General features: G+C 55.7%; 22 protein-coding genes and 4 tRNA genes. All 26 read right to left on the bottom strand.

What is annotated here, in order from left to right; genetic code table 11:
- Positions 1 to 7: 7 nt before the first annotated feature.
- Positions 8 to 340 carry a 50S ribosomal protein L22 gene (gene rplV / locus ACM6J5_RS11555; RefSeq protein ID WP_003103908.1) on the bottom strand — a complete coding sequence of 111 codons (333 nt, stop codon included), beginning with the start codon at positions 338 to 340 and terminating at the stop codon, positions 8 to 10.
- A gap of 11 nt (positions 341 to 351) precedes the next feature.
- Positions 352 to 627: a 30S ribosomal protein S19 gene (gene rpsS, locus ACM6J5_RS11550; protein WP_002555486.1), complete on the bottom strand. Its 276-nt coding sequence runs from the start codon at positions 625 to 627 to the stop codon at positions 352 to 354.
- Positions 628 to 643: 16 nt separating this feature from the next.
- On the bottom strand, positions 644 to 1,468 hold the full coding sequence (gene rplB / locus ACM6J5_RS11545) for a 50S ribosomal protein L2 (RefSeq protein ID WP_003228734.1): 825 nt from the start codon (positions 1,466 to 1,468) through the stop codon (positions 644 to 646).
- Positions 1,469 to 1,482: 14 nt separating this feature from the next.
- Complete coding sequence (gene rplW, locus ACM6J5_RS11540; protein WP_002555488.1) at positions 1,483 to 1,782, bottom strand: 50S ribosomal protein L23; 300 nt, start codon at positions 1,780 to 1,782, stop codon at positions 1,483 to 1,485.
- Complete coding sequence (rplD, locus tag ACM6J5_RS11535) at positions 1,779 to 2,381, bottom strand: 50S ribosomal protein L4 (protein ID WP_003228735.1); 603 nt, start codon at positions 2,379 to 2,381, stop codon at positions 1,779 to 1,781. The genes rplW and rplD overlap by 4 nt, the downstream gene beginning before the upstream one ends.
- Before the next feature lie 12 nt (positions 2,382 to 2,393).
- Positions 2,394 to 3,029, bottom strand: a complete 636-nt coding sequence (gene rplC / locus ACM6J5_RS11530; protein WP_003186059.1) for a 50S ribosomal protein L3 — start codon at positions 3,027 to 3,029, stop codon at positions 2,394 to 2,396.
- A gap of 80 nt (positions 3,030 to 3,109) precedes the next feature.
- On the bottom strand, positions 3,110 to 3,421 hold the full coding sequence (rpsJ, locus tag ACM6J5_RS11525) for a 30S ribosomal protein S10 (protein WP_003186070.1): 312 nt from the start codon (positions 3,419 to 3,421) through the stop codon (positions 3,110 to 3,112).
- Positions 3,422 to 3,578: 157 nt separating this feature from the next.
- Positions 3,579 to 4,772, bottom strand: coding sequence for an elongation factor Tu (gene tuf, locus ACM6J5_RS11520; RefSeq protein WP_008053875.1), 1,194 nt, complete (start codon positions 4,770 to 4,772; stop codon positions 3,579 to 3,581).
- Positions 4,773 to 4,802: 30 nt separating this feature from the next.
- Positions 4,803 to 6,908, bottom strand: coding sequence for an elongation factor G (gene fusA / locus ACM6J5_RS11515; RefSeq protein ID WP_007994652.1), 2,106 nt, complete (start codon positions 6,906 to 6,908; stop codon positions 4,803 to 4,805).
- Positions 6,909 to 6,938: 30 nt separating this feature from the next.
- Complete coding sequence (gene rpsG / locus ACM6J5_RS11510; protein ID WP_007994653.1) at positions 6,939 to 7,412, bottom strand: 30S ribosomal protein S7; 474 nt, start codon at positions 7,410 to 7,412, stop codon at positions 6,939 to 6,941.
- A gap of 108 nt (positions 7,413 to 7,520) precedes the next feature.
- On the bottom strand, positions 7,521 to 7,892 hold the full coding sequence (gene rpsL / locus ACM6J5_RS11505) for a 30S ribosomal protein S12 (protein ID WP_003186084.1): 372 nt from the start codon (positions 7,890 to 7,892) through the stop codon (positions 7,521 to 7,523).
- A gap of 216 nt (positions 7,893 to 8,108) precedes the next feature.
- Entirely contained in the window at positions 8,109 to 12,308 is a 4,200-nt protein-coding gene (gene rpoC, locus ACM6J5_RS11500; RefSeq protein WP_056728978.1) for a DNA-directed RNA polymerase subunit beta', read from the bottom strand.
- Positions 12,309 to 12,372: 64 nt separating this feature from the next.
- Positions 12,373 to 16,446, bottom strand: coding sequence for a DNA-directed RNA polymerase subunit beta (gene rpoB / locus ACM6J5_RS11495; RefSeq protein WP_095945915.1), 4,074 nt, complete (start codon positions 16,444 to 16,446; stop codon positions 12,373 to 12,375).
- 220 nt (positions 16,447 to 16,666) lie between these two features.
- Complete coding sequence (rplL, locus tag ACM6J5_RS11490) at positions 16,667 to 17,032, bottom strand: 50S ribosomal protein L7/L12 (RefSeq protein WP_095945914.1); 366 nt, start codon at positions 17,030 to 17,032, stop codon at positions 16,667 to 16,669.
- Positions 17,033 to 17,107: 75 nt separating this feature from the next.
- Positions 17,108 to 17,608 (bottom strand): 50S ribosomal protein L10, encoded by a 501-nt coding sequence (gene rplJ / locus ACM6J5_RS11485; protein ID WP_007970413.1) that lies wholly within the window; start codon positions 17,606 to 17,608, stop codon positions 17,108 to 17,110.
- Between the two features lie 198 nt (positions 17,609 to 17,806).
- The gene (rplA, locus tag ACM6J5_RS11480) at positions 17,807 to 18,502 is read right to left on the bottom strand and encodes a 50S ribosomal protein L1 (protein WP_003186095.1); all 696 of its coding nucleotides are present in this window, start codon (positions 18,500 to 18,502) and stop codon (positions 17,807 to 17,809) included.
- Positions 18,502 to 18,933 carry a 50S ribosomal protein L11 gene (gene rplK / locus ACM6J5_RS11475; RefSeq protein WP_007933726.1) on the bottom strand — a complete coding sequence of 144 codons (432 nt, stop codon included), beginning with the start codon at positions 18,931 to 18,933 and terminating at the stop codon, positions 18,502 to 18,504. Before rplK ends, rplA begins: the two co-directional genes overlap by 1 nt.
- A gap of 117 nt (positions 18,934 to 19,050) precedes the next feature.
- A complete protein-coding gene (nusG, locus tag ACM6J5_RS11470; RefSeq protein ID WP_007984405.1) occupies positions 19,051 to 19,584 on the bottom strand; it encodes a transcription termination/antitermination protein NusG in 534 nt (177 codons plus the stop codon).
- A gap of 9 nt (positions 19,585 to 19,593) precedes the next feature.
- Positions 19,594 to 19,962, bottom strand: coding sequence for a preprotein translocase subunit SecE (secE, locus tag ACM6J5_RS11465; protein ID WP_007984402.1), 369 nt, complete (start codon positions 19,960 to 19,962; stop codon positions 19,594 to 19,596).
- Positions 19,963 to 20,007: 45 nt separating this feature from the next.
- Positions 20,008 to 20,083 (bottom strand) — tRNA-Trp (locus ACM6J5_RS11460).
- 174 nt (positions 20,084 to 20,257) lie between these two features.
- A tRNA-Thr gene (locus ACM6J5_RS11455) sits at positions 20,258 to 20,333 on the bottom strand.
- Positions 20,334 to 20,359: 26 nt separating this feature from the next.
- Positions 20,360 to 20,433 (bottom strand) — tRNA-Gly (locus ACM6J5_RS11450).
- Between the two features lie 24 nt (positions 20,434 to 20,457).
- Positions 20,458 to 20,542: transfer RNA gene (locus ACM6J5_RS11445), tRNA-Tyr, on the bottom strand.
- A gap of 143 nt (positions 20,543 to 20,685) precedes the next feature.
- Complete coding sequence (locus ACM6J5_RS11440) at positions 20,686 to 21,126, bottom strand: hypothetical protein (RefSeq protein WP_095945912.1); 441 nt, start codon at positions 21,124 to 21,126, stop codon at positions 20,686 to 20,688.
- 7 nt (positions 21,127 to 21,133) lie between these two features.
- On the bottom strand, positions 21,134 to 21,883 hold the full coding sequence (locus ACM6J5_RS11435) for a pantothenate kinase (RefSeq protein WP_095945911.1): 750 nt from the start codon (positions 21,881 to 21,883) through the stop codon (positions 21,134 to 21,136).
- Positions 21,873 to 22,832, bottom strand: a complete 960-nt coding sequence (birA, locus tag ACM6J5_RS11430; protein ID WP_414928550.1) for a bifunctional biotin--[acetyl-CoA-carboxylase] ligase/biotin operon repressor BirA — start codon at positions 22,830 to 22,832, stop codon at positions 21,873 to 21,875. The genes ACM6J5_RS11435 and birA overlap by 11 nt, the downstream gene beginning before the upstream one ends.
- Positions 22,833 to 22,914: the final 82 nt, after the last annotated feature.

Here is a 22,914-nt window from a genome sequence, read left to right as displayed (position 1 = left end):
GACTCCGTTACTTGTCAGCAACCTTGACAGTGATATGGCAAGACCGCTTGACGATGCGATCAGCACGGCCTTTGGCACGTGGCATGATGCGCTTCAGCGAACGCCCTTCGTTGACGAAAACAGTGCTGACCTTCAGGTCATCAACGTCTGCGCCTTCGTTATGCTCGGCGTTGGCTACGGCCGACTCCAGCACTTTCTTCATGATCTCGGCGGCTTTCTTACTGCTGAAAGCCAACAGGTTGAGCGCTTCGCCCACCTTCTTCCCGCGGATCTGGTCGGCGACCAAGCGGGCTTTCTGGGCGGAGATTCGAGCGCCCGACAACTTAGCGGCTACTTCCATTTCCTAACCCCTTAACGCTTGGCTTTCTTGTCTGCCACGTGCCCGCGATAAGTGCGGGTACCGGCGAACTCGCCCAGTTTGTGGCCGACCATGTCTTCGTTCACGAGAACTGGGACGTGCTGACGACCGTTGTGTACTGCGATGGTCAGACCGACCATTTGTGGCAGGATCATCGAACGACGCGACCAGGTTTTCACCGGTTTGCGATCGTTCTTTTCCGCCGCCACTTCGATCTTCTTCAGTAGGTGAAGATCGATAAAAGGACCTTTTTTCAGAGAACGTGGCACTGTCGTATCCCTCTATTTACTTGCGACGACGGACGATCATTTTGTCGGTACGCTTATTACCACGAGTCTTCGCGCCCTTAGTCGGGAAGCCCCATGGCGATACCGGATGACGACCACCAGAGGTACGACCTTCACCACCACCATGTGGGTGGTCAACCGGGTTCATGGCAACACCACGAACGGTTGGGCGAACGCCACGCCAGCGTTTGGCACCAGCTTTACCCAGCGAACGCAGGCTGTGCTCGGAGTTCGAGACTTCGCCCAGGGTCGCACGGCATTCAGCCAGGACTTTACGCATTTCACCGGAACGCAGACGCAGGGTAACGTACACGCCTTCACGAGCGATCAGCTGAGCCGAAGCACCAGCGGAACGAGCGATCTGAGCGCCTTTACCTGGCTTCAATTCGATGCCGTGTACGGTAGAACCGACTGGAATGTTGCGCAGTTGCAGGGCGTTGCCTGGCTTGATTGGAGCCAGAGCGCCTGCGATCAGCTGGTCGCCAGCACTCACGCCTTTAGGGGCGATGATGTAGCGGCGCTCGCCGTCTGCGTAGCAGAGCAGTGCGATGTGAGCAGTACGGTTTGGATCGTATTCGATACGCTCGACAGTGGCGACGATGCCATCTTTGTCGTTGCGACGGAAATCGACCATACGGTAATGCTGCTTATGACCACCACCGATGTGACGAGTGGTAATACGGCCATTGTTGTTACGACCACCAGTCTTCGATTTCTTCTCGAGCAGCGGTGCGTGAGGAGCGCCTTTATGCAGCTCCTGGTTGACCACCTTGACCACAAAACGGCGGCCAGGGGAAGTCGGTTTGCATTTAACGATTGCCATGATGCACCCCTTCCTTACTCAGCACTGCTGCTGAAATCGAGATCTTGGCCTGGCTGAAGGGAGATAACTGCCTTCTTCCAGTCATTACGCTTGCCCAGACCGCGAGCAGTGCGCTTGCTCTTACCCAGAACATTCAGGGTAGTAACACGCTCTACTTTCACGCTGAACAGGCTTTCGACGGCCTTCTTGATTTCCAGCTTGGTTGCGTCGGTAGCAACCTTGAAAACGAACTGGCCTTTCTTGTCTGCCAGAACCGTAGCCTTCTCGGAAACGTGCGGGCCAAGCAGAACTTTAAATACGCGTTCCTGGTTCATCCCAGCAGCTCCTCGAATTTCTTCACGGCCGACACGGTGATCAACACCTTGTCGTATGCGATCAGACTAACTGGATCGGAACCTTGCACGTCACGTACATCTACGTGTGGCAGGTTACGAGCAGCCAGGTACAGGTTCTGATCAACAGCGTCGGACACGATCAGAACGTCGGTCAGGCTCATGTTGTTCAGTTTGCCCAGCAGGTCTTTGGTTTTCGGCGTTTCAACGGCGAAATCCTGAACCACGACCAGACGATCAGTACGCACCAGCTCAGCAAGGATGGAACGCATTGCTGCGCGATACATCTTCTTGTTCAGCTTCTGGGAGTGATCCTGAGGACGAGCTGCGAAAGTGGTACCGCCGCCACGCCAGATTGGGCTACGGATAGTACCGGCACGAGCACGGCCAGTACCTTTCTGACGCCATGGGCGCTTACCGCCACCACGAACGTCGGAACGGGTCTTTTGCTGCTTGGAACCCTGACGACCGCCAGCCATGTAGGCTACGACTGCTTGGTGAACCAGCGTCTCGTTGAATTCGCCGCCAAATGTCAGTTCGGAAACTTCGATCGCTTGAGCGTCATTTACATTTAATTGCATGTCAGCTTCCCCTTAACCGCGAGCCTTGGCTGCTGGACGTACAACCAAGTTGCCGCCAGTAGCGCCAGGAACAGCGCCCTTGACCAACAACAGATTGCGTTCAGCGTCCACGCGCACTACTTCGAGGGACTGCACGGTCACGCGCTCAGCGCCCATATGACCGGACATTTTTTTGCCCTTGAATACACGACCAGGAGTCTGGCACTGGCCGATAGAGCCTGGAACGCGGTGGGATACGGAGTTACCGTGGGTGTTATCTTGCCCGCGGAAATTCCAACGCTTGATCGTACCCTGGAAGCCTTTACCCTTGGACTGACCGGTTACATCAACCAGTTGACCAGCGGCGAAGATTTCAGCGTTGATCAGATCGCCGGCCTGGTACTCGCCTTCTTCAAGGCGGAATTCCATTACGGTACGACCAGCGGCAACGTTCGCTTTAGCGAAGTGGCCAGCCTGAGCTGCTGTTACACGCGAAGCACGACGCTCGCCGACAGTGACTTGCACTGCACGATAGCCATCGGTCTCTTCAGTTTTGAACTGGGTGACGCGATTCGGTTCGATCTCAATGACCGTGACCGGAATGGAGACACCTTCTTCGGTGAAAATACGGGTCATACCGCATTTACGACCGACTACACCAATAGTCATGTTGTAAACCTCATGAGTGTACGGGGCTTTCACCCGCTATGGCCGCCCATTTCAGAGCGTTACACGACTAAGACCGAGTCTTAGCCGAGGCTGATCTGCACTTCCACACCGGCCGCAAGATCAAGCTTCATAAGAGCATCAACGGTTTTATCCGTTGGCTGGACGATGTCCAGAACGCGCTTATGAGTACGGATCTCGTACTGGTCACGCGCGTCTTTGTTGACGTGCGGGGAGACCAGAACGGTGAACCGCTCTTTACGGGTAGGCAGTGGAATTGGACCACGCACTTGAGCACCAGTACGTTTCGCGGTTTCCACGATTTCCTGGGTTGATTGGTCGATCAGGCGATGGTCGAAAGCCTTCAACCTGATACGGATTTGCTGATTTTGCATTGGATTTCAGACTCCGGCTGCTATTCCCACCGGGCGCAATACGCCCGTTAAAAGGAGGCGCAATTCTATAGACGCCCCAGATGGGTGTCAACCCAATAAAAAAGCCCCCGCTGAGCGGGGGCTTTTCAAAGCATCGAAGCTATCTCAAAAGAGATGCTTACTCGATGATTTTGGCTACGACGCCAGCGCCGACGGTACGACCGCCTTCACGGATAGCGAAACGCAGGCCGTCTTCCATTGCGATGGTCTTGATCAGGGTAACTTCCATCTGGATGTTATCACCTGGCATTACCATTTCAACGCCTTCTGGCAGCTGGCAGTTACCAGTCACGTCAGTAGTACGGAAGTAGAACTGTGGACGGTAGCCTTTGAAGAACGGAGTGTGACGACCGCCTTCTTCCTTGCTCAGAACGTAAACTTCTGCGGTGAACTTGGTGTGCGGCTTAACCGAACCCGGCTTAACCAGAACCTGGCCACGCTCAACGTCGTCACGCTTGGTACCACGCAGCAGAACGCCGCAGTTCTCGCCAGCACGACCTTCGTCGAGCAGCTTGCGGAACATTTCAACACCAGTGCAGGTGGTGGTGGTGGTGTCACGCAGACCAACGATTTCCAGTGCATCTTGAACGCGAACGATACCGCGCTCGATACGACCAGTCACAACAGTACCACGACCCGAGATCGAGAATACGTCTTCGATTGGCATCAGGAATGGCTTGTCGATAGCACGCTCTGGTTCTGGGATGTAGCTGTCCAGAGTTTCAACCAGTTTACGAACGGCAGTGGTGCCCATTTCGTTGTCGTCTTTGCCTTCCAGCGCCATACGAGCCGAACCGATGATGATTGGAGTGTCATCGCCCGGGAAGTCGTAGGTGGACAGCAGGTCGCGAACTTCCATCTCGACCAGTTCCAGCAGCTCAGCGTCGTCTACCAGGTCAGCCTTGTTCAGGAAAACCACGATGTACGGAACGCCTACCTGACGGGACAGCAGGATGTGCTCACGGGTTTGTGGCATCGGACCATCAGCGGCCGAGCAAACCAGGATCGCGCCGTCCATCTGGGCAGCACCGGTGATCATGTTCTTCACGTAGTCAGCGTGACCTGGGCAGTCAACGTGAGCGTAGTGACGGATCTTCGAGTTGTACTCGACGTGCGCGGTGTTGATGGTGATACCACGAGCTTTTTCTTCTGGAGCGCTGTCGATTTTATCGAAATCAACGATTGCGGAACCGAAAACTTCGGAGCAAACGCGAGTCAGAGCTGCGGTCAGAGTGGTTTTACCGTGGTCAACGTGACCGATGGTGCCAACGTTGACGTGCGGTAGGGAACGATCAAATTTTTCTTTAGCCACGACAATTAACTCCTTGCCTAAAGGACTGAATCAGCCTTGTTTTTTGGTTACAGTTTCGACGATGTGCGACGGAGCTGTATTGTATTTTTTGAATTCCATAGAGTAGCTTGCGCGACCCTGGGACATCGAACGAACGTCGGTCGCATAACCGAACATCTCGCCCAACGGAACTTCAGCACGGATCACCTTACCGGAGACCGTGTCTTCCATACCCAGAATCATGCCGCGACGACGGTTAAGGTCGCCCATCACGTCACCCATATAGTCTTCAGGCGTAACAACCTCTACCGCCATGATCGGCTCGAGCAACTCACCACCGCCCTTCTGGGCCAGTTGCTTGGTCGCCATGGAAGCAGCCACCTTAAACGCCATCTCGTTCGAGTCGACGTCGTGGTAAGAACCATCAAACACGGTAGCCTTCAGGCCGATCAGCGGATAGCCGGCAACTACGCCGTTCTTCATCTGCTCTTCGATACCCTTCTGGATAGCCGGGATGTATTCCTTAGGAACCACACCACCCACTACTTCGTTCACGAATTGCAGACCTTCCTGACCTTCGTCAGCAGGAGCAAAACGGATCCAGCAATGGCCGAACTGGCCACGACCGCCGGACTGACGAACGAACTTGCCTTCGATTTCGCAATTCTTCGTGATGCGCTCACGATACGAAACCTGAGGCTTACCGATGTTGGCTTCGACGTTGAACTCACGGCGCATCCGGTCAACCAGGATGTCCAGGTGCAACTCGCCCATGCCAGAGATGATCGTTTGACCAGTCTCTTCATCAGTCTTAACGCGGAAAGACGGGTCTTCCTGAGCAAGTTTGCCCAGAGCGATACCCATTTTTTCCTGGTCATCCTTGGTCTTAGGTTCTACGGCAACCGAAATAACCGGCTCCGGGAAGTCCATGCGAACGAGGATGATTGGCTTGTCAGCGTTGCACAAGGTTTCACCAGTGGTGACGTCCTTCATGCCGATCAGGGCCGCGATGTCACCAGCGCGCACTTCCTTGATCTCTTCACGGGCGTTTGCGTGCATTTGCACCATACGACCCACGCGCTCTTTCTTGCCTTTGACCGAGTTGATCACGCCGTCGCCGGAGGCCAACACGCCCGAGTAAACACGGACGAAAGTCAAGGTACCCACGAATGGGTCGGTAGCGATCTTGAACGCCAGAGCCGAGAACGGCTCGTTGTCGTCTGCATGACGCTCCATTTGCTTTTCCTCGTCATCCGGGTCAGTACCCTTGATGGCAGGAATGTCGGTTGGAGCCGGCAGGTAGTCGATAACGGCGTCGAGAACCAGGGGAACACCCTTGTTCTTGAAGGAAGAACCGCAAACGGCCAGAACGATCTCACCAGCGATAGTACGCTGACGCAGAGCACCCTTGATTTCCTCGATGGTGAGCTCTTCACCTTCAAGGTACTTGTTCATCAGCTCTTCGCTGGCTTCGGCCGCAGCCTCAACCATGTTGTTGCGCCACTCTTCAGCCAGCTCCTGCAGCTCAGCAGGGATGGCCTCACGACGAGGAGTCATACCCTTGTCGGCGTCGTTCCAGTAAACGGCTTCCATGGTCATCAGATCGATCTGACCCTGGAAGTTGTCTTCGGAACCGATAGCCAGCTGGATAGGCACCGGAGTGTGACCCAGACGCTGCTTGATCTGAGCGATCACGCGCAGGAAGTTCGCACCGGCACGGTCCATCTTGTTCACGTAAACGATACGTGGAACACCGTACTTGTTGGCTTGACGCCATACGGTTTCGGACTGAGGCTCAACGCCGGAAGTACCGCAGAACACAACGACCGCGCCGTCGAGTACACGCAGGGAACGCTCAACTTCAATAGTGAAGTCTACGTGGCCCGGGGTATCGATGACGTTGAAACGGTACTGGTCTTTGTGCTGCTTGGCGGAACCCTGCCAGAAGGCGGTAATGGCAGCGGAAGTAATGGTAATACCACGCTCCTGCTCCTGCACCATCCAGTCTGTGGTCGCGGCGCCGTCATGCACCTCGCCCATTTTGTGACTTTTGCCAGTGTAAAAAAGGACGCGCTCAGTGGTGGTGGTTTTACCAGCATCCACGTGTGCAACGATACCAATGTTACGGTAGCGATTAATCGGTGTTGTACGAGCCATAAAGCCCTCGCAAAATTAGTGACGCTAAAATTAGAAGCGGTAGTGCGAGAAAGCCTTGTTGGCTTCAGCCATACGGTGAACGTCTTCACGCTTCTTAACTGCAGCACCTTTACCTTCGGCAGCGTCCAACAGTTCGCCAGCCAAACGCAGAGCCATAGACTTCTCGCCGCGCTTGCGGGCGTAGTCTACCAACCAGCGCATTGCCAGAGCGTTACGACGGGAAGGACGAACCTCGACCGGAACCTGGTAAGTAGCACCACCAACGCGGCGCGACTTCACTTCGACCAGCGGAGCGATGGCGTCGAGTGCTTTTTCGAAGAGTTCCAGGGGATCGGTGCCGGCCTTACGAGCCTTCACGGTATCCAGGGCACCATAAACGATACGCTCGGCAACGGCTTTCTTGCCGCTTTCCATTACGTGGTTCATGAATTTGGCGAGGATTTGGCTTCCGTATTTCGGATCGTCCAGAATCTCACGCTTGGCTGCTACGCGACGTCTTGGCATTGATAAGCCCTCAAACGGTCTTCAGGTTAGCCCGGGACAGCTCCTATGGATGCGTGCCCGACCTTACTCTTATCGACTCAATAAAATGAAAAACTGCAAAACGGCCGATTACTTCGGACGCTTGGTACCGTACTTCGAACGACCCTGGTTACGACCTTTAACACCGGAAGTATCCAACGAACCGCGAACGGTGTGGTAACGAACACCTGGCAAGTCTTTTACACGACCGCCGCGGATCAGTACCACGCTGTGCTCTTGCAGGTTGTGGCCTTCACCGCCGATGTACGAGGAAACCTCGAAACCGTTGGTCAGGCGCACACGGCATACTTTACGCAGTGCCGAGTTAGGTTTTTTCGGCGTGGTGGTGTACACACGGGTGCACACGCCACGGCGTTGCGGGCAGTTCTGCAGCGCAGGCACGTCGGATTTCTCGACGATACGCTTACGCGGCTGACGTACCAGCTGGTTGATAGTTGCCATCTACTAGCTCCACTGTTGTCTTGCGACGCTATTGTCTTGCAAGAAAAGCAAAATGGCAGGAACGAGTTCCCGCCAAATTTAGGGGTACAAGAGTCTAAAGAGGATCTTGCCCCCAGTCAAGGCAAGGCCCCGCTCTCCCCACTCATCCAATCTCGACAAATTGTCTCGATTCGATGAACGGAGTGACCAGGGCCTCACACTCATTTACCGCAGAACTCAGTTACCGCTCGAGTTCAGCGCTTCGGTCAGTGCAGCTTCCACTTCACTGGCGCTTACGCGCAACGGCTTGTCTGCATCACGGCGGCGCTTACGCTCGCTGTGATAAGCCAGACCGGTACCAGCCGGGATCAGACGACCCACGACCACGTTCTCTTTCAGGCCGCGCAGGTAATCGCGCTTGCCGGTTACCGCCGCTTCGGTCAATACGCGAGTGGTTTCCTGGAAGGAAGCCGCCGAGATGAACGATTCGGTGGACAACGACGCCTTGGTGATACCCAGCAGAACGCGAGTGAACTTGGAGACAAACTTGTCTTCACCGCTCAAGCGCTCGTTCTCTACCAGTACGTGAGTCAATTCCATCTGGTCGCCCTTGATGAAACTGGAATCGCCGGATTCAGCGATTTCAACTTTACGCAGCATCTGACGCAGGATGGTCTCGATGTGCTTGTCGTTGATCTTCACGCCTTGCAGACGGTAAACGTCCTGGATCTCGTTGACGATGTACTTGGCCAGCGCACTCACACCCAGCAGACGCAGGATGTCGTGTGGATCGCTCGGACCGTCGGAGATAACTTCGCCGCGGTTTACCTGTTCGCCTTCAAACACGTTCAGGTGACGCCACTTCGGAATCAGCTCTTCGTACGGATCGGTACCGTCGTTCGGGGTGATAACCAGACGGCGCTTGCCCTTGGTCTCTTTACCGAACGCGATGGTGCCGCTGACTTCAGCCAGAATCGACGCTTCTTTCGGACGACGGGCTTCGAACAAGTCGGCAACACGCGGCAGACCACCGGTGATGTCTCGAGTTTTCGAAGTCTCTTGCGGGATACGAGCGATAACATCACCGATCGCGATCTTCGCACCATCCGCCACACCGACCAGGGCGTTGGCTGGCAGGAAATACTGAGCGATAACGTCAGTGCCTGGCAGCAACAGATCCTTGCCGTTGTCGTCGACCATCTTCACGGCAGGACGGATATCCTTACCGGCAGCTGGACGATCTTTGGCGTCGAGTACTTCAATATTGGTCATACCGGTCAATTCGTCAGTCTGACGCTTGATCGTGATGCCTTCTTCCATGCCCACGTAGGTCACGGTACCTTTCATTTCGGTAACGATCGGGTGAGTGTGCGGATCCCACTTGGCCACAATGGCGCCAGCTTCGACCTTGTCACCCTCTTTAACCGAAATCACGGCACCGTAAGGCAGCTTGTAACGCTCACGCTCACGACCGAAGTCATCAGCGATGGCCAGCTCACCGGAACGGGACACGGCAACCAGGTGACCATCCACTCGCTCAACGTGCTTCAGGTTATGCAGACGGACGGTACCGCCATTCTTCACCTGAACGCTATCGGCTGCGGAGGTCCGGCTTGCCGCACCACCGATGTGGAACGTACGCATCGTCAGCTGGGTACCCGGCTCACCGATGGACTGGGCAGCGATAACGCCGACCGCTTCACCGATGTTCACCTGGTGACCACGAGCCAGATCGCGGCCGTAGCACTTGGCGCAGATACCGAAACGGGTTTCGCAGCTGATCGGCGAACGCACGATCACTTCGTCGATGCTGTTCAGCTCGATGAACTCGACCCACTTCTCGTCGACCAGGGTGCCGGCAGGAACGATGACGTCCTCGGTACCTGGCTTGAATACGTCACGGGCGATAACTCGACCCAATACGCGCTCACCCAACGGCTCTACAACGTCACCGCCTTCAATGTGCGGAGTCATCAGCAGACCGTGCTCGGTGCCGCAATCGATCTCGGTTACAACCAGATCTTGTGCAACGTCTACCAGACGACGAGTCAGGTAACCGGAGTTAGCCGTTTTCAACGCGGTATCCGCAAGACCCTTACGAGCACCGTGAGTGGAGATGAAGTACTGGAGTACGCTCAAACCTTCACGGAAGTTCGCAGTAATCGGCGTTTCAATGATGGAACCGTCCGGCTTGGCCATCAGGCCACGCATACCGGCCAGCTGACGAATCTGTGCTGCGGAACCCCGCGCACCCGAGTCGGCCATCATGTACATCGAGTTGAAGGATTCCTGGTCGACTTCGACGCCATGGCGGTCGATGACTTTCTCTTTCGAGAGGTTGGCCATCATCGCCTTGGAAACTTCGTCGTTCGCCTTGGACCAAAGGTCGATCACTTTGTTGTACTTCTCGCCCTGGGTTACCAGGCCGGAGGCGTACTGGCTTTCGATCTCTTTCACTTCATCAGTAGCAGCATTGATGATGCGGGCTTTTTCATCCGGGATAACGAAGTCGTTAACACCGATGGAAACGCCGGAAATGGTCGAATAAGCAAAACCGGTGTACATCAACTGGTCAGCGAAGATCACAGTCTCTTTCAAACCAACCACGCGATAGCACTGGTTGATCAGCTTGGAGATCGCCTTTTTCTTCATCGGCAGGTTGACGACGTCGTACGACAGACCTTTTGGCACAACCTGGAACAACAGAGCGCGGCCGACAGTAGTGTCGACGATACGGGTGTTGCTCACGCTGCCGCCATCACGGTCGTTGACGGTTTCGTTGATCCGGACTTTAACCTTGGCGTGCAGTGCGGCTTCGCCGGCACGGAACACACGGTCAACTTCCTGCAGATCCGCGAACACACGACCTTCGCCCTTGGCGTTGATCGCTTCACGCGTCATGTAGTACAGACCCAATACAACGTCCTGCGACGGAACGATGATTGGCTCACCGTTGGCTGGCGACAGAATGTTGTTGGTCGACATCATCAACGCACGCGCTTCGAGCTGGGCTTCCAGCGTCAGCGGTACGTGCACGGCCATTTGGTCGCCGTCGAAGTCGGCGTTGTACGCGGCGCAGACCAGAGGGTGCAGCTGGATAGCCTTACCTTCGATCAGTACCGGTTCAAACGCCTGGATACCCAGACGGTGAAGGGTCGGTGCACGGTTGAGAAGAACCGGGTGTTCGCGAATCACTTCAGCGAGAACGTCCCAGACCTCTGGCAGCTCGCGCTCGACCATCTTCTTGGCAGCCTTGATGGTGGTCGCGAGACCACGCATTTCCAGCTTGCCGAAAATGAACGGCTTGAACAGCTCGAGAGCCATTTTCTTCGGCAGACCGCACTGATGCAGACGCAGGGTCGGACCTACGGTAATTACCGAACGACCGGAGTAGTCAACACGCTTACCGAGCAAGTTCTGACGGAAACGACCCTGCTTACCCTTGATCATGTCAGCCAGGGATTTCAGAGGACGCTTGTTGGAACCGGTGATAGCGCGGCCACGACGGCCGTTGTCGAGCAGTGCGTCGACAGCTTCCTGCAACATACGCTTTTCGTTGCGCACGATGATGTCCGGAGCGGACAGATCGAGCAGACGCTTCAAGCGGTTGTTACGGTTGATCACTCGACGATACAGATCGTTGAGGTCGGAAGTCGCGAAGCGACCGCCATCGAGCGGGACCAGTGGACGCAGATCTGGCGGCAGAACCGGCAGAACGGTCAGCACCATCCACTCTGGCAGGTTGCCGGAACCCTGGAAGGCTTCCATCAACTTCAGACGCTTGGACAGCTTCTTGATCTTGGTTTCGGAGTTGGTTTGCGGAATCTCTTCGCGCAGACGGCCAATCTCGTGCTCCAGGTCGATAGCGTGCAGCAGTTCGCGGACAGCTTCGGCACCCATGCGGGCATCGAAATCGTCGCCGAACTCTTCCAGCGCTTCGAAGTACTGCTCATCGTTCAGCAGCTGACCTTTTTCAAGGGTGGTCATGCCTGGATCGATAACGACATAGCTCTCGAAGTAGAGAACGCGTTCGATATCACGCAGGGTCATGTCCATCAGCAAGCCGATACGGGACGGCAGCGATTTCAGGAACCAGATGTGGGCAACTGGCGAGGCCAGTTCGATGTGCGCCATGCGCTCACGACGAACTTTTGCCAGCGCGACTTCAACGCCGCACTTCTCGCAGATCACACCACGGTGCTTCAAGCGCTTGTACTTACCGCACAGGCACTCGTAATCCTTTACCGGGCCAAAGATCTTGGCGCAGAACAGGCCGTCACGCTCAGGTTTGAACGTACGGTAGTTGATGGTTTCCGGCTTTTTAACTTCACCGAACGACCACGAACGGATCATCTCAGGCGATGCCAATCCGATACGGATGGCGTCGAACTCTTCGACTTGACCCTGGTTTTTCAGCAAATTCAGTAGGTCTTTCAAGGCCTTTCCTCCTGGCGGAGCAGAGAGCGGGCAATCCTGCCCCGCTCTCGATTCGCGTCACGTGTTATTCGGTTTCCAGATCGATATCGATGCCGAGGGAACGAATTTCCTTGATCAACACGTTGAAGGACTCGGGCATGCCCGGCTCCATACGGTGATCGCCATCCACGATGTTCTTGTACATCTTGGTACGGCCGTTCACATCGTCCGACTTCACTGTGAGCATTTCTTGCAGAGTGTAAGCGGCACCGTATGCTTCCAGTGCCCAGACCTCCATCTCCCCGAAACGCTGACCACCGAACTGCGCCTTACCACCCAGCGGCTGCTGGGTAACCAGGCTGTACGAACCGGTAGAACGAGCGTGCATCTTGTCGTCTACCAAGTGGTTCAGCTTCAGCATGTACATGTAGCCAACGGTAACCGGGCGCTCGAACTTGTTGCCGGTACGGCCGTCGGTCAGCTGCATCTGGCCACTTTCTGGCAGGTCCGCCAGTTTCAGCATGGCCTTGATTTCGCTTTCCTTGGCGCCGTCGAACACTGGAGTGGCCATTGGAACGCCGCCACGCAGGTTTTGAGCCAGGTCCAGGATTTCCTGGTCCGAGAAGTCATCGAGGCTTTCCTGACGACCGCCGATCTCGTTATAGATCTCGTGCAGGAATTTACGCAGCTCGGCGACTTTGCGTTGCTCTTCAATCATGCGGTTGATCTTCTCGCCCAGACCTTTGGCCGCGAGGCCCAGGTGGGTTTCAAGGATCTGACCGACGTTCATACGCGAAGGTACGCCCAACGGGTTGAGGACGACGTCGACCGGGGTGCCATTGGCATCGTGCGGCATGTCTTCAACCGGCATGATCACGGAGACCACACCCTTGTTACCGTGACGACCGGCCATCTTGTCGCCCGGCTGGATGCGACGACGGATTGCCAGGTAAACCTTGACGATTTTCAGCACGCCTGGAGCCAGGTCATCGCCCTGCTGCAGTTTGCGCTTCTTGTCTTCGAACTTGTCGTCCAGCAGACGGCGACGATCAACGATGTAGGCCTGAGCCTTCTCGAGCTGCTCGTTCAGAGCATCTTCAGCCATGCGCAGTTTGAACCACTGGCCATGCTCAAGACCGTCGAGAATTTCGTCGGTGATGTCCTGACCTTTCTTCAGACCGGCGCCGCCTTCGGCTTTGTGGCCGACCAGAGCGGAACGCAGACGTTCGAAAGTAGCACCTTCAACGATGCGGAACTCTTCGTTCAGATCCTTGCGGATCTCGTCCAGCTGGGACTTCTCGATCGACAGTGCACGAGCATCACGCTCAACGCCGTCGCGGGTGAAGACCTGTACGTCGATGACAGTACCTTTGGTACCGGTAGGTACACGCAGGGAAGTGTCTTTAACGTCGCTGGCTTTTTCACCAAAGATCGCACGCAGCAGTTTTTCTTCCGGAGTCAGCTGGGTCTCGCCTTTCGGAGTGACCTTACCGACCAGGATGTCGCCCGCGCCAACTTCAGCACCTACGTAAACGATACCGGCTTCGTCCAGCTTGTTCAGAGCCGCTTCACCCACGTTCGGGATGTCGGCAGTGATTTCCTCTGGGCCAAGCTTGGTGTCACGGGCCACACAGGTCAGTTCCTGGATGTGGATCGTGGTGAAGCGATCTTCCTGAACAACACGCTCGGACAGGCAGATGGAGTCTTCGAAGTTGAAGCCGTTCCATGCCATGAACGCGATGCGCATGTTCTGACCCAGTGCCAGTTCACCCATGTCGGTGGACGGGCCGTCGGCCATGATGTCGCTACGCTGAACCCGATCACCCTTACGCACCAGCGGACGCTGGTTGATGCAGGTGTTCTGGTTGGAGCGGGTGTACTTGGTCAGGTTGTAGATGTCGACACCGGCTTCACCGGTTTCAACTTCGTCATCGGCAACACGAACCACGATACGGCTGGCGTCGACGGAGTCGATCACGCCGCCACGACGAGCCACGACGCAAACGCCGGAGTCACGGGCTACGTTACGCTCCATGCCGGTACCGACCAGCGGCTTGTCAGCGCGCAGGGTTGGTACAGCTTGACGCTGCATGTTCGAACCCATCAACGCACGGTTGGCGTCGTCGTGCTCGAGGAACGGAATCAGCGACGCAGCAACCGAAACTACCTGCTTCGGCGATACGTCCATCAAGGTGACGTCTTCCGGCGCCTTGACGGTGAATTCGTTCAAGTGACGAACAGCTACCAGCTCGTCGATCAGGACTTTCTTGTCGTTCATCGTGGCCGAGGCCTGAGCGATCACGTGATCGGCTTCTTCGATGGCGGACAGGAATACGATCTCGTCGGTGACCAGAGCGTCTTTCACCACACGGTACGGGCTCTCGAGGAAACCGTACTGGTTGGTGCGTGCATAAGCGGCCAGGGAGTTGATCAGACCGATGTTCGGACCTTCCGGCGTTTCAATCGGGCATACACGACCGTAGTGAGTCGGGTGTACGTCACGAACTTCAAAGCCGGCACGTTCACGAGTCAAACCGCCAGGGCCGAGTGCGGAAACACGACGCTTGTGGGTGATCTCGGACAGCGGGTTGTTCTGGTCCATGAACTGGGACAGCTGGCTGGAACCGAAGAACTCTTTCACCGCCGCAGCCACTGGCTTGGCGTTGATCAGGTCTTGCGGCATCAGGCCTTCGCTTTCAGCCATCGACAGACGCTCTTTGACCGCACGCTCAACACGTACCAGGCCAACGCGGAACTGGTTCTCGGCCATTTCGCCTACGCAGCGAACACGACGGTTACCCAGGTGGTCGATGTCATCGACGATGCCTTTACCGTTACGGATGTCGACCAGGGTCTTCAGTACCGCGACGATGTCTTCCTTGCACAGCACGCCCGAACCTTCGATCTCGGTACGACCGATACGACGGTTGAACTTCATCCGGCCGACCGCAGACAGGTCATAGCGCTCAGGGCTGAAGAACAGGTTGTTGAACAGGGTCTCGGCAGCGTCTTTGGTTGGCGGCTCGCCAGGACGCATCATGCGATAGATCTCGACCAGCGCTTCCAATTGGTTGCTGGTGGAGTCGATCTTCAGGGTGTCGGAGACGAACGGACCGCAGTCGATATCGTTGGTGTACAGAGTTTCGATGCGAACAACCTGAGCCTTGGCGATTTTGGCCAGGATCTCGGTGTTCAGCTCGGTGTTGCACTCTGCCAGGATTTCGCCGGTTGCCGGGTGCACGATGACCTTGGCGGTTGTACGACCCAGGACGTAGTCCAGAGGCACATCCAGCTCTTTGATCCCGGCTTTTTCCAGCTGGTTGATGTGGCGAGCGGTGATACGACGACCCTGCTCGACAATAACCTTGCCTTTGTCATCCTGAATATCGAGGACCGCGATTTCACCGCGCAGGCGCTGAGGCACCAGCTCCAGGCTCAGGGTCTCACCCTTCACGTGGAATACGTTGGTGGTATAGAACGCGTCCAGCACTTCTTCAGTGGTATAGCCCAGCGCGCGCAGCAGTACCGAGGCAGGCAGCTTGCGACGACGGTCGATACGCACGAATACGCAGTCTTTCGGGTCGAACTCGAAGTCCAGCCACGAACCGCGGTAAGGAATGATGCGCGCGGAGTACAGCAGTTTACCGGAGCTGTGCGTCTTGCCACGGTCGTGGTCGAAGAACACGCCCGGGGAACGGTGCAGCTGGGAAACGATTACACGCTCGGTACCGTTGATTACGAAGGTACCGTTTTCAGTCATCAGGGGGATTTCACCCATGTAGACTTCTTGCTCTTTGATGTCCTTGATCGCTTTGTTCGACGACTCTTTGTCGAAAATGATCAGGCGCACTTTTACCCGCAAAGGTACGGCGTAAGTAACACCGCGCAATACGCATTCTTTGACATCAAATGCCGGTTCGCCCAGACGATATCCGACGTACTCCAGCGCAGCATTGCCGGAGTAGCTGATGATCGGGAAAACGGATTTGAAGGCCGCATGCAGGCCCACGTCGCGGAACTGATCTTTAGTCGCTCCCGCTTGCAAGAATTCACGATACGAATCCAGCTGGATGGCCAGGAGGTACGGCACATCCATGACGTCCGGCAACTTGCTAAAGTCCTTGCGGATACGTTTTTTCTCAGTATATGAGTAAGCCATCAGCGTTCCCCAGCTTGGTCACCTGCTTGTTTGGCCCCTCCCGACGGGAGCAGCCAGAAAATCGTGCAAACCCCATGGTTTGCGCCACCGCATCGGGTGGTTACAGCACGTTATCGGCACCGACCCAGTCGGCTGCCAATAACGGAAAAAGGCCGGTGGCAAGAGCCACCAGCCATCAGCCTGTCGCTTAACGCTCGGGCTGGAGGAGCAAAGTCGATGCTTACTTCAGCTCGACTTTAGCGCCTGCTTCTTCCAGAACTGCTTTGGCTTTGTCAGCTGCTTCTTTGGCAACAGCTTCCAGAACCATGGCAGGAGCGCCGTCAACTACAGCCTTGGCTTCTTTCAGGCCCAGACCGGTCAGTTCACGTACTGCCTTGATCACGTTAACTTTCTTCTCGCCAGCTTCGGTCAGCATGACGTTGAATTCAGTTTGCTCTTCAACAACGGCGGCAGCAGCGGCAGGACCTGCCGATGCAGCAGCAGCGGTAACGCCGAATTTTTCTTCGAAAGCTTTGATCAGCTCAACAACTTCCATTACGGACATGTTGCCAACTGCTTCAAGGATATCGTTCTGAGAGATAGACATGAATCTAATTCCTGATATTGGGGACGGCCTACGCGACCATCGAAAAAAACAAAAAACGCGAGAAGTTGACGAGCCTTAGGCTGCAGCAGCTTCTTTCTGGTCGCGAATTGCCGCCAGAGTACGAGCCAATTTGCTGGTAGCGCCTTGAATCACGCTCATCAGCTGAGAAATTGCTTCGTCACGGGTCGGCAGAGTTGCCAGTACGTCGATTTGGTTAGCTGCGAGGAACTTGCCCTCGAACGCAGCTGCCTTGATCTCGAACTTGTCCTGACCCTTTGCGAATTCCTTGAAGATCCGGGCGGCAGCGCCTGGATGTTCTTTGGAGAACGCAATCAGGGTAGGGCCAGTGAACACGTCGTTGAGGACACTGAATTCAGTGTCAGCAACAGCGCGCTTGAGCAGGGTGTTACGTACAACACGTACGTAAACGCCAGCTTCACGAGCCTCTTTACGGAGTCCGGTCATCGCGCCTACTGTTACGCCACGGGCATCAGCCACGACAGCGGACAGAGCGACTTTGGCAGCCTCGTTGACTTCAGCGACGATGGCCTTCTTGTCTTCGAGTTTAATTGCCACGGGTTTAACTCCTGCTTGTTACCGTTTCATCTGGTCGAAACCGGATGTCGTTTTGGTGTCTGATTCGGTAAGGAACCGGGAGCACCATCTGCGTAGGCTTGTGGTTTAAGACTTGCGTCGCCTACGGTCTTGGATAGCCCCCGCCAGGCAGGGACCCCAATTTTTCAATTGGCGCAATCGCTTGCGCCAATCTGTGTCTTACGCGTCGAGCGAGCTTTGGTCGATGACCAGACCTGGGCCCATGGTGGTGCTCAGGGTAACGCGCTTGACGTAAATGCCTTTCGAGGAAGCTGGCTTGATACGCTTCAGATCAGCGATCAGGGCTTCAACGTTTTCCTTCAGCTTGACGGCGTCGAAGCCGATCTTGCCAACGGAAGTGTGGATGATGCCGTTTTTGTCGGTGCGATAACGAACCTGACCAGCCTTGGCGTTTTTAACCGCGGTAGCTACGTCTGGGGTTACGGTGCCGACTTTAGGGTTAGGCATCAGGCCACGTGGACCGAGGATCTGACCCAACTGACCTACAACGCGCATTGCATCCGGGGATGCGATCACTACGTCATAGTTCAGGTCGCCGCCTTTCATTTCGGCAGCCAGGTCGTCCATGCCTACACGGTCAGCGCCGGCAGCCAGAGCGGCTTCAGCAGCTGGACCCTGGGTGAACACAGCAACGCGAACGGTCTTGCCAGTGCCGTGTGGCAGCACAGTAGCGCTACGAACGACCTGGTCGGATTTACGCGGGTCAACACCCAGGTTTACAGCTACGTCGAACGACTCGCTGAACTTGACAGTCGACAGCTCGGCCAGCAGGGCAGCGGCGTCTACAAAGTTGTAGGCCTTGCCTGCTTCGATTTTGCCGGCGATAGCCTTTTGACGCTTGGTCAGCTTAGCCATTACACACCCTCCACGTTAAGGCCCATGCTACGAGCAGAACCGGCGATAGTACGCACGGCCGCTTCCATATCAGCTGCAGTCAGATCCGCGTTTTTGGTTTTCGCGATTTCTTCCAGCTGAGCACGAGTCACGGTGCCAACCTTAACGGTGTTCGGACGAGCGGAACCGCTGGTCAGACCGGCCGCCTTCTTCAGCAGAACCGAAGCAGGGGTGGATTTGGTTTCGAAAGTGAAGCTACGGTCGCTGTAGACAGTGATGATCACTGGAGTCGGCAGACCTGGCTCAAGACCCTGAGTACGGGCGTTGAAAGCCTTGCAGAATTCCATGATGTTCACGCCGTGCTGACCCAGAGCAGGACCAACAGGTGGGCTTGGGTTAGCCTGAGCGGCTTTCACTTGCAGCTTGATGTAAGCGGTAATCTTCTTGGCCATGAGGCACTCCAATTACGGGTTCAAACGCCTCGAAAGGCTCCCCGGTTACTTGCGCGTTTATCCCAGTGACGACAAAACCCCACAGCCTACGGCTGCGGGGTTGGGATTTTTGTTCAACTAGACCTTTTCGACCTGGCTGAACTCGAGCTCCACCGGAGTAGAGCGGCCGAAAATGAGCACCGCGACCTGGATCCGGCTCTTTTCGTAGTTAACTTCTTCAACAACACCGGTAAAGTCTGCGAACGGGCCGTCATTGACACGCACCGACTCACCCGGCTCGAACAACGTCTTCGGCTTCGGCTTGTCGCTACCATCGGCAACGCGGCGCAGAATCGCTTCTGCTTCTTTATCGGTGATTGGCGCAGGTTTGTCGGCAGTACCGCCGATGAAACCCATCACCCGAGGAGTATCCTTGACCAAGTGCCAAGTACCCTCGTTCATATCCATCTGCACCAGCACATAGCCAGGGAAGAATTTGCGTTCGCTTTTGCGCTTCTGGCCATTGCGCATTTCAACCACTTCTTCAGTGGGAACCAGAATCTCGCCGAAGCCATCTTCCATACCGGCCAGCTTTACGCGCTCGATCAGCGAGCGCATTACATGCTTCTCGTAACCGGAGTAAGCATGCACAACATACCAACGCTTAGCCACGGGACACCCTTAGCCGACGATCAAGGAAACAAGCCAGCCGAGCAGGGAATCAAGCCCCCACAACAGCAACGCCATAACCAGGACAACAGCCACAACGATCAACGTGGTCTGCGTGGTTTCTTGGCGAGTTGGCCAAACGACTTTACGAATTTCGGTGCGCGCTTCCTTAACCAGTACAAAGAAAGACTTGCCCTTGACCGTCTGCAGGCCTACAAAGGCAGCTACAGCAGCAATAGCGAGCAATGCGAGTACGCGGTACAGGATCGGCGAAGCAGAAAAGTACTGATTGCCAACAACGCCAACAACCACCAGAGCGACTACTACAAGCCACTTGAGGAGGTCGAAACGAGAGCCTTGAGCTTCAGCTTTAGGAGTCATCTATGAAGATCCTGTGAAAAGAAAGCCAGACACACCGAGTGAATCTGGCAGGTCAGGAGGGAATCGAACCCCCAACCTACGGTTTTGGAGACCGTCGCTCTGCCAATTGAGCTACTGACCTAAAACAAAATCAGGCCGACCATTATGCCGACCCGAAAAAGACTTTACAACACTTACCAGGCAACCTTGGCTGCAACACCGGCATTCACGACACCGGCAACCTTCAGAAACACATTCAGGCGCAACCACTACCACCTAAAACAAAGGCAGATATTTTCATATCTGCCTTGTTATATGGAGCTCTTGAGCGGATTTGAACCGCTGACCTCACCCTTACCAAGGGTGTGCTCTACCAACTGAGCTACAAGAGCGTAACACTGTGCAAAACCTGTAAACTTGGAGCGGGTAGCGGGAATCGAACCCGCATCATCAGCTTGGAAGGCTGAGGTTCTACCACTAAACTATACCCGCGAGGCTTACAGCTCTCGCTAAAAATGGTGGAGGGGGAAGGATTCGAACCTTCGAAGTCGTAGACGTCAGATTTACAGTCTGATCCCTTTGGCCGCTCGGGAACCCCTCCTAAGCGAGCCGGCATTCTACATCATGCCAGCCTTCTGTCAAGCATTTTTCTCATTAAAAACCTGAGCTTAGCTGCGTTGACCTTGCTTCACACCGCTTACCGTTTCCGGTGTTCGCTGTGGAGCGGGCGCCATTCTATGCAAACTATTCGGCGGGTGCAACCCCCTCGCACGGCATTATTTTATGTTTTAACTCATTGAATTCTTTAGAAAGGTTTAGCAGCTGCAAATCGTCCAGCCAACGCCGGCTTTCCGGTGCGATACGCACCCAATACCCTGCCCCTTCGGCCGCTGCTTTCGGCAGGGACTGATACTTGACCTCCATACCGCTCAAACGACGCTCAACCGCCTGCGCGGCCTCCTGGCGCGTATAGCCGCCCAGATAAAGGCAGCCATTGTCTGTCGAGACAGCCTTACCTTTGTCCTTGGAGACGTCGCTTGCCTCGCTCAACAAACGGATATCCTGTTGAGACCCGCGATACAGACTCAAAGGCGTGACATCCTTCGCGCGCAGAGGAGCCTCCTGTTGATGCCAGATGTAGTAGAAGCCATTGAGGACAAGCAGCAGCAGAAACAACCAACGCATAAAAACCTCAGGACAAGGGACAGGCCATGGCCAATCCGACAAACACCAAGTCCGGAACAACCCTGGCCTGAGGCACGACCTCAGCAACCAGGCTCGCATCCCCCCCAGTGAGGAACACGACAAAGTCCTCACCCCAGTAACTGCGTGCCAATTCGAGCTGGGTCAGCACGAAGCCGCGCAACATCAACAGGCAACCACGCTCTACAGCCTCGACAGTCGCGCGACCTGGAACAAGACGCTCCAGAGCCTGCTCGGCCGCCAGATCCCCATAACGAATTTTGCGCGTGTGGGTGCGCAACTGGTTGCGCATCAACGGCATCCCCGGACAGATGAAACCACCCAGGTGCTCTCCATCCGCCGCAATAAAGTCAGCAGTCACCGCCGTACCAAAGTCCAGCACCAGGCACGCACCTGAAGCCTGATGAAAGCCTCCAAGCATCGCAAGCCACCGATCCAGGCCCAGTCGCTCAAACTCTTCATACCCATTGCGCACGCCTGACACTTCGCGCGCCGGCGTTGCGCACACAACCGGTACATCAAAGGTGTCCTTGAGCAGAGACGTCAGCGCAGCGGTTTCCTCCGCAGTCCTGACACTCACCAACCGGCAAAACGTGAGGGCAAGCCCTTTGACCCCTGCCAAGCCCTCCAGCAATGCGAGATTGGAATCAACGACCCCTTCACCCAGCACCCGCCCTGCATCAGCGGCAAGCACACGCCACTTGATGAAACTATTCCCACAATCGAGCTCAAGAATCATCACGCAACCTCAGGCTCAACTCACCACCACTGAAGACTTTCTCCACACCATCCACCTTCAGGCGCAAAGCGCCCTGGCCATCAATACCAAGCACTTCACCATCAATTTGATTGACGCCGGCAATCAACGACACGCTTCGCCCCTGCCACAGATGATTTTGCTCCCACTCCGACTGGATGGCCAAAAAACCACCCTCCTGGTGACGAGCCAGGTATCGCTGCAGCATCTCCCCCAGCACCGCGACCAATTGGTTACGATCAAACAATTTACCCGACTCGAGCCGCAGGGATGTCCACTGCTGGTCCACCTCATCAGCGGACTGCATGTTTACATTGATTCCCACTCCCAGGACCACGTGACACACATCAGCAGGGTCACCAACCAACTCCAGCAGTATTCCCGCGATTTTTTTCTGACCTACAAGGACATCGTTAGGCCATTTCAATCCAGCGGCTGCAATACCGAGCTCACGCAACGTCTGCAAGACAGCGAGCCCAACGACGAGACTCAAGCCCTCCAGCTGACGCATCCCACCATCAATGCGTAGCACCAGGCTGTAATAGACGTTTTCTGCGAATGGACTGACCCACTTGCGACCACGCCGCCCGCGCCCGGCCGTCTGCCGCTCCGAAAGCACCACAAACGGCGCATCTTGCCCGCGCTCTATAGCGCGCAGCGCCTCGGCATTAGTTGAGTCGATTGAATCGTAAACCTGGACGGGCCAGGCGCAAGAGTGCGCCTGAGCGCTTATCTCGACAGGATCGAGCAGCGCTAATGGCGTGGACAATTGATAGCCGCGCCCACGAACTTTATGAATAGACAGACCCAGCTCAGCTTCCAAATGCTGAAGCTGCTTCCACACAGCACTACGACTGATGCCCAGGGCAGCACCCAATGCTTGGCCCGAATGGAATCGGCCATCTTTAAGAAGCTTTAACAACGTCAGCATGCAGGTCTCGCCTCACAATGAGGCCCGCATGATAGCCACGCACCGAGCGATTGCATAGAAATCCAGTAGCTGTGACTTTTCT

The organism is Pseudomonas sp. IT-P74 (genome assembly GCF_949768175.1).
Classification (GTDB): Bacteria; Pseudomonadota; Gammaproteobacteria; order Pseudomonadales; family Pseudomonadaceae; genus Aquipseudomonas.
Note: the sequence above shows the minus strand (reverse complement) of the source record. Positions and strands in the feature narration are given on the sequence as shown.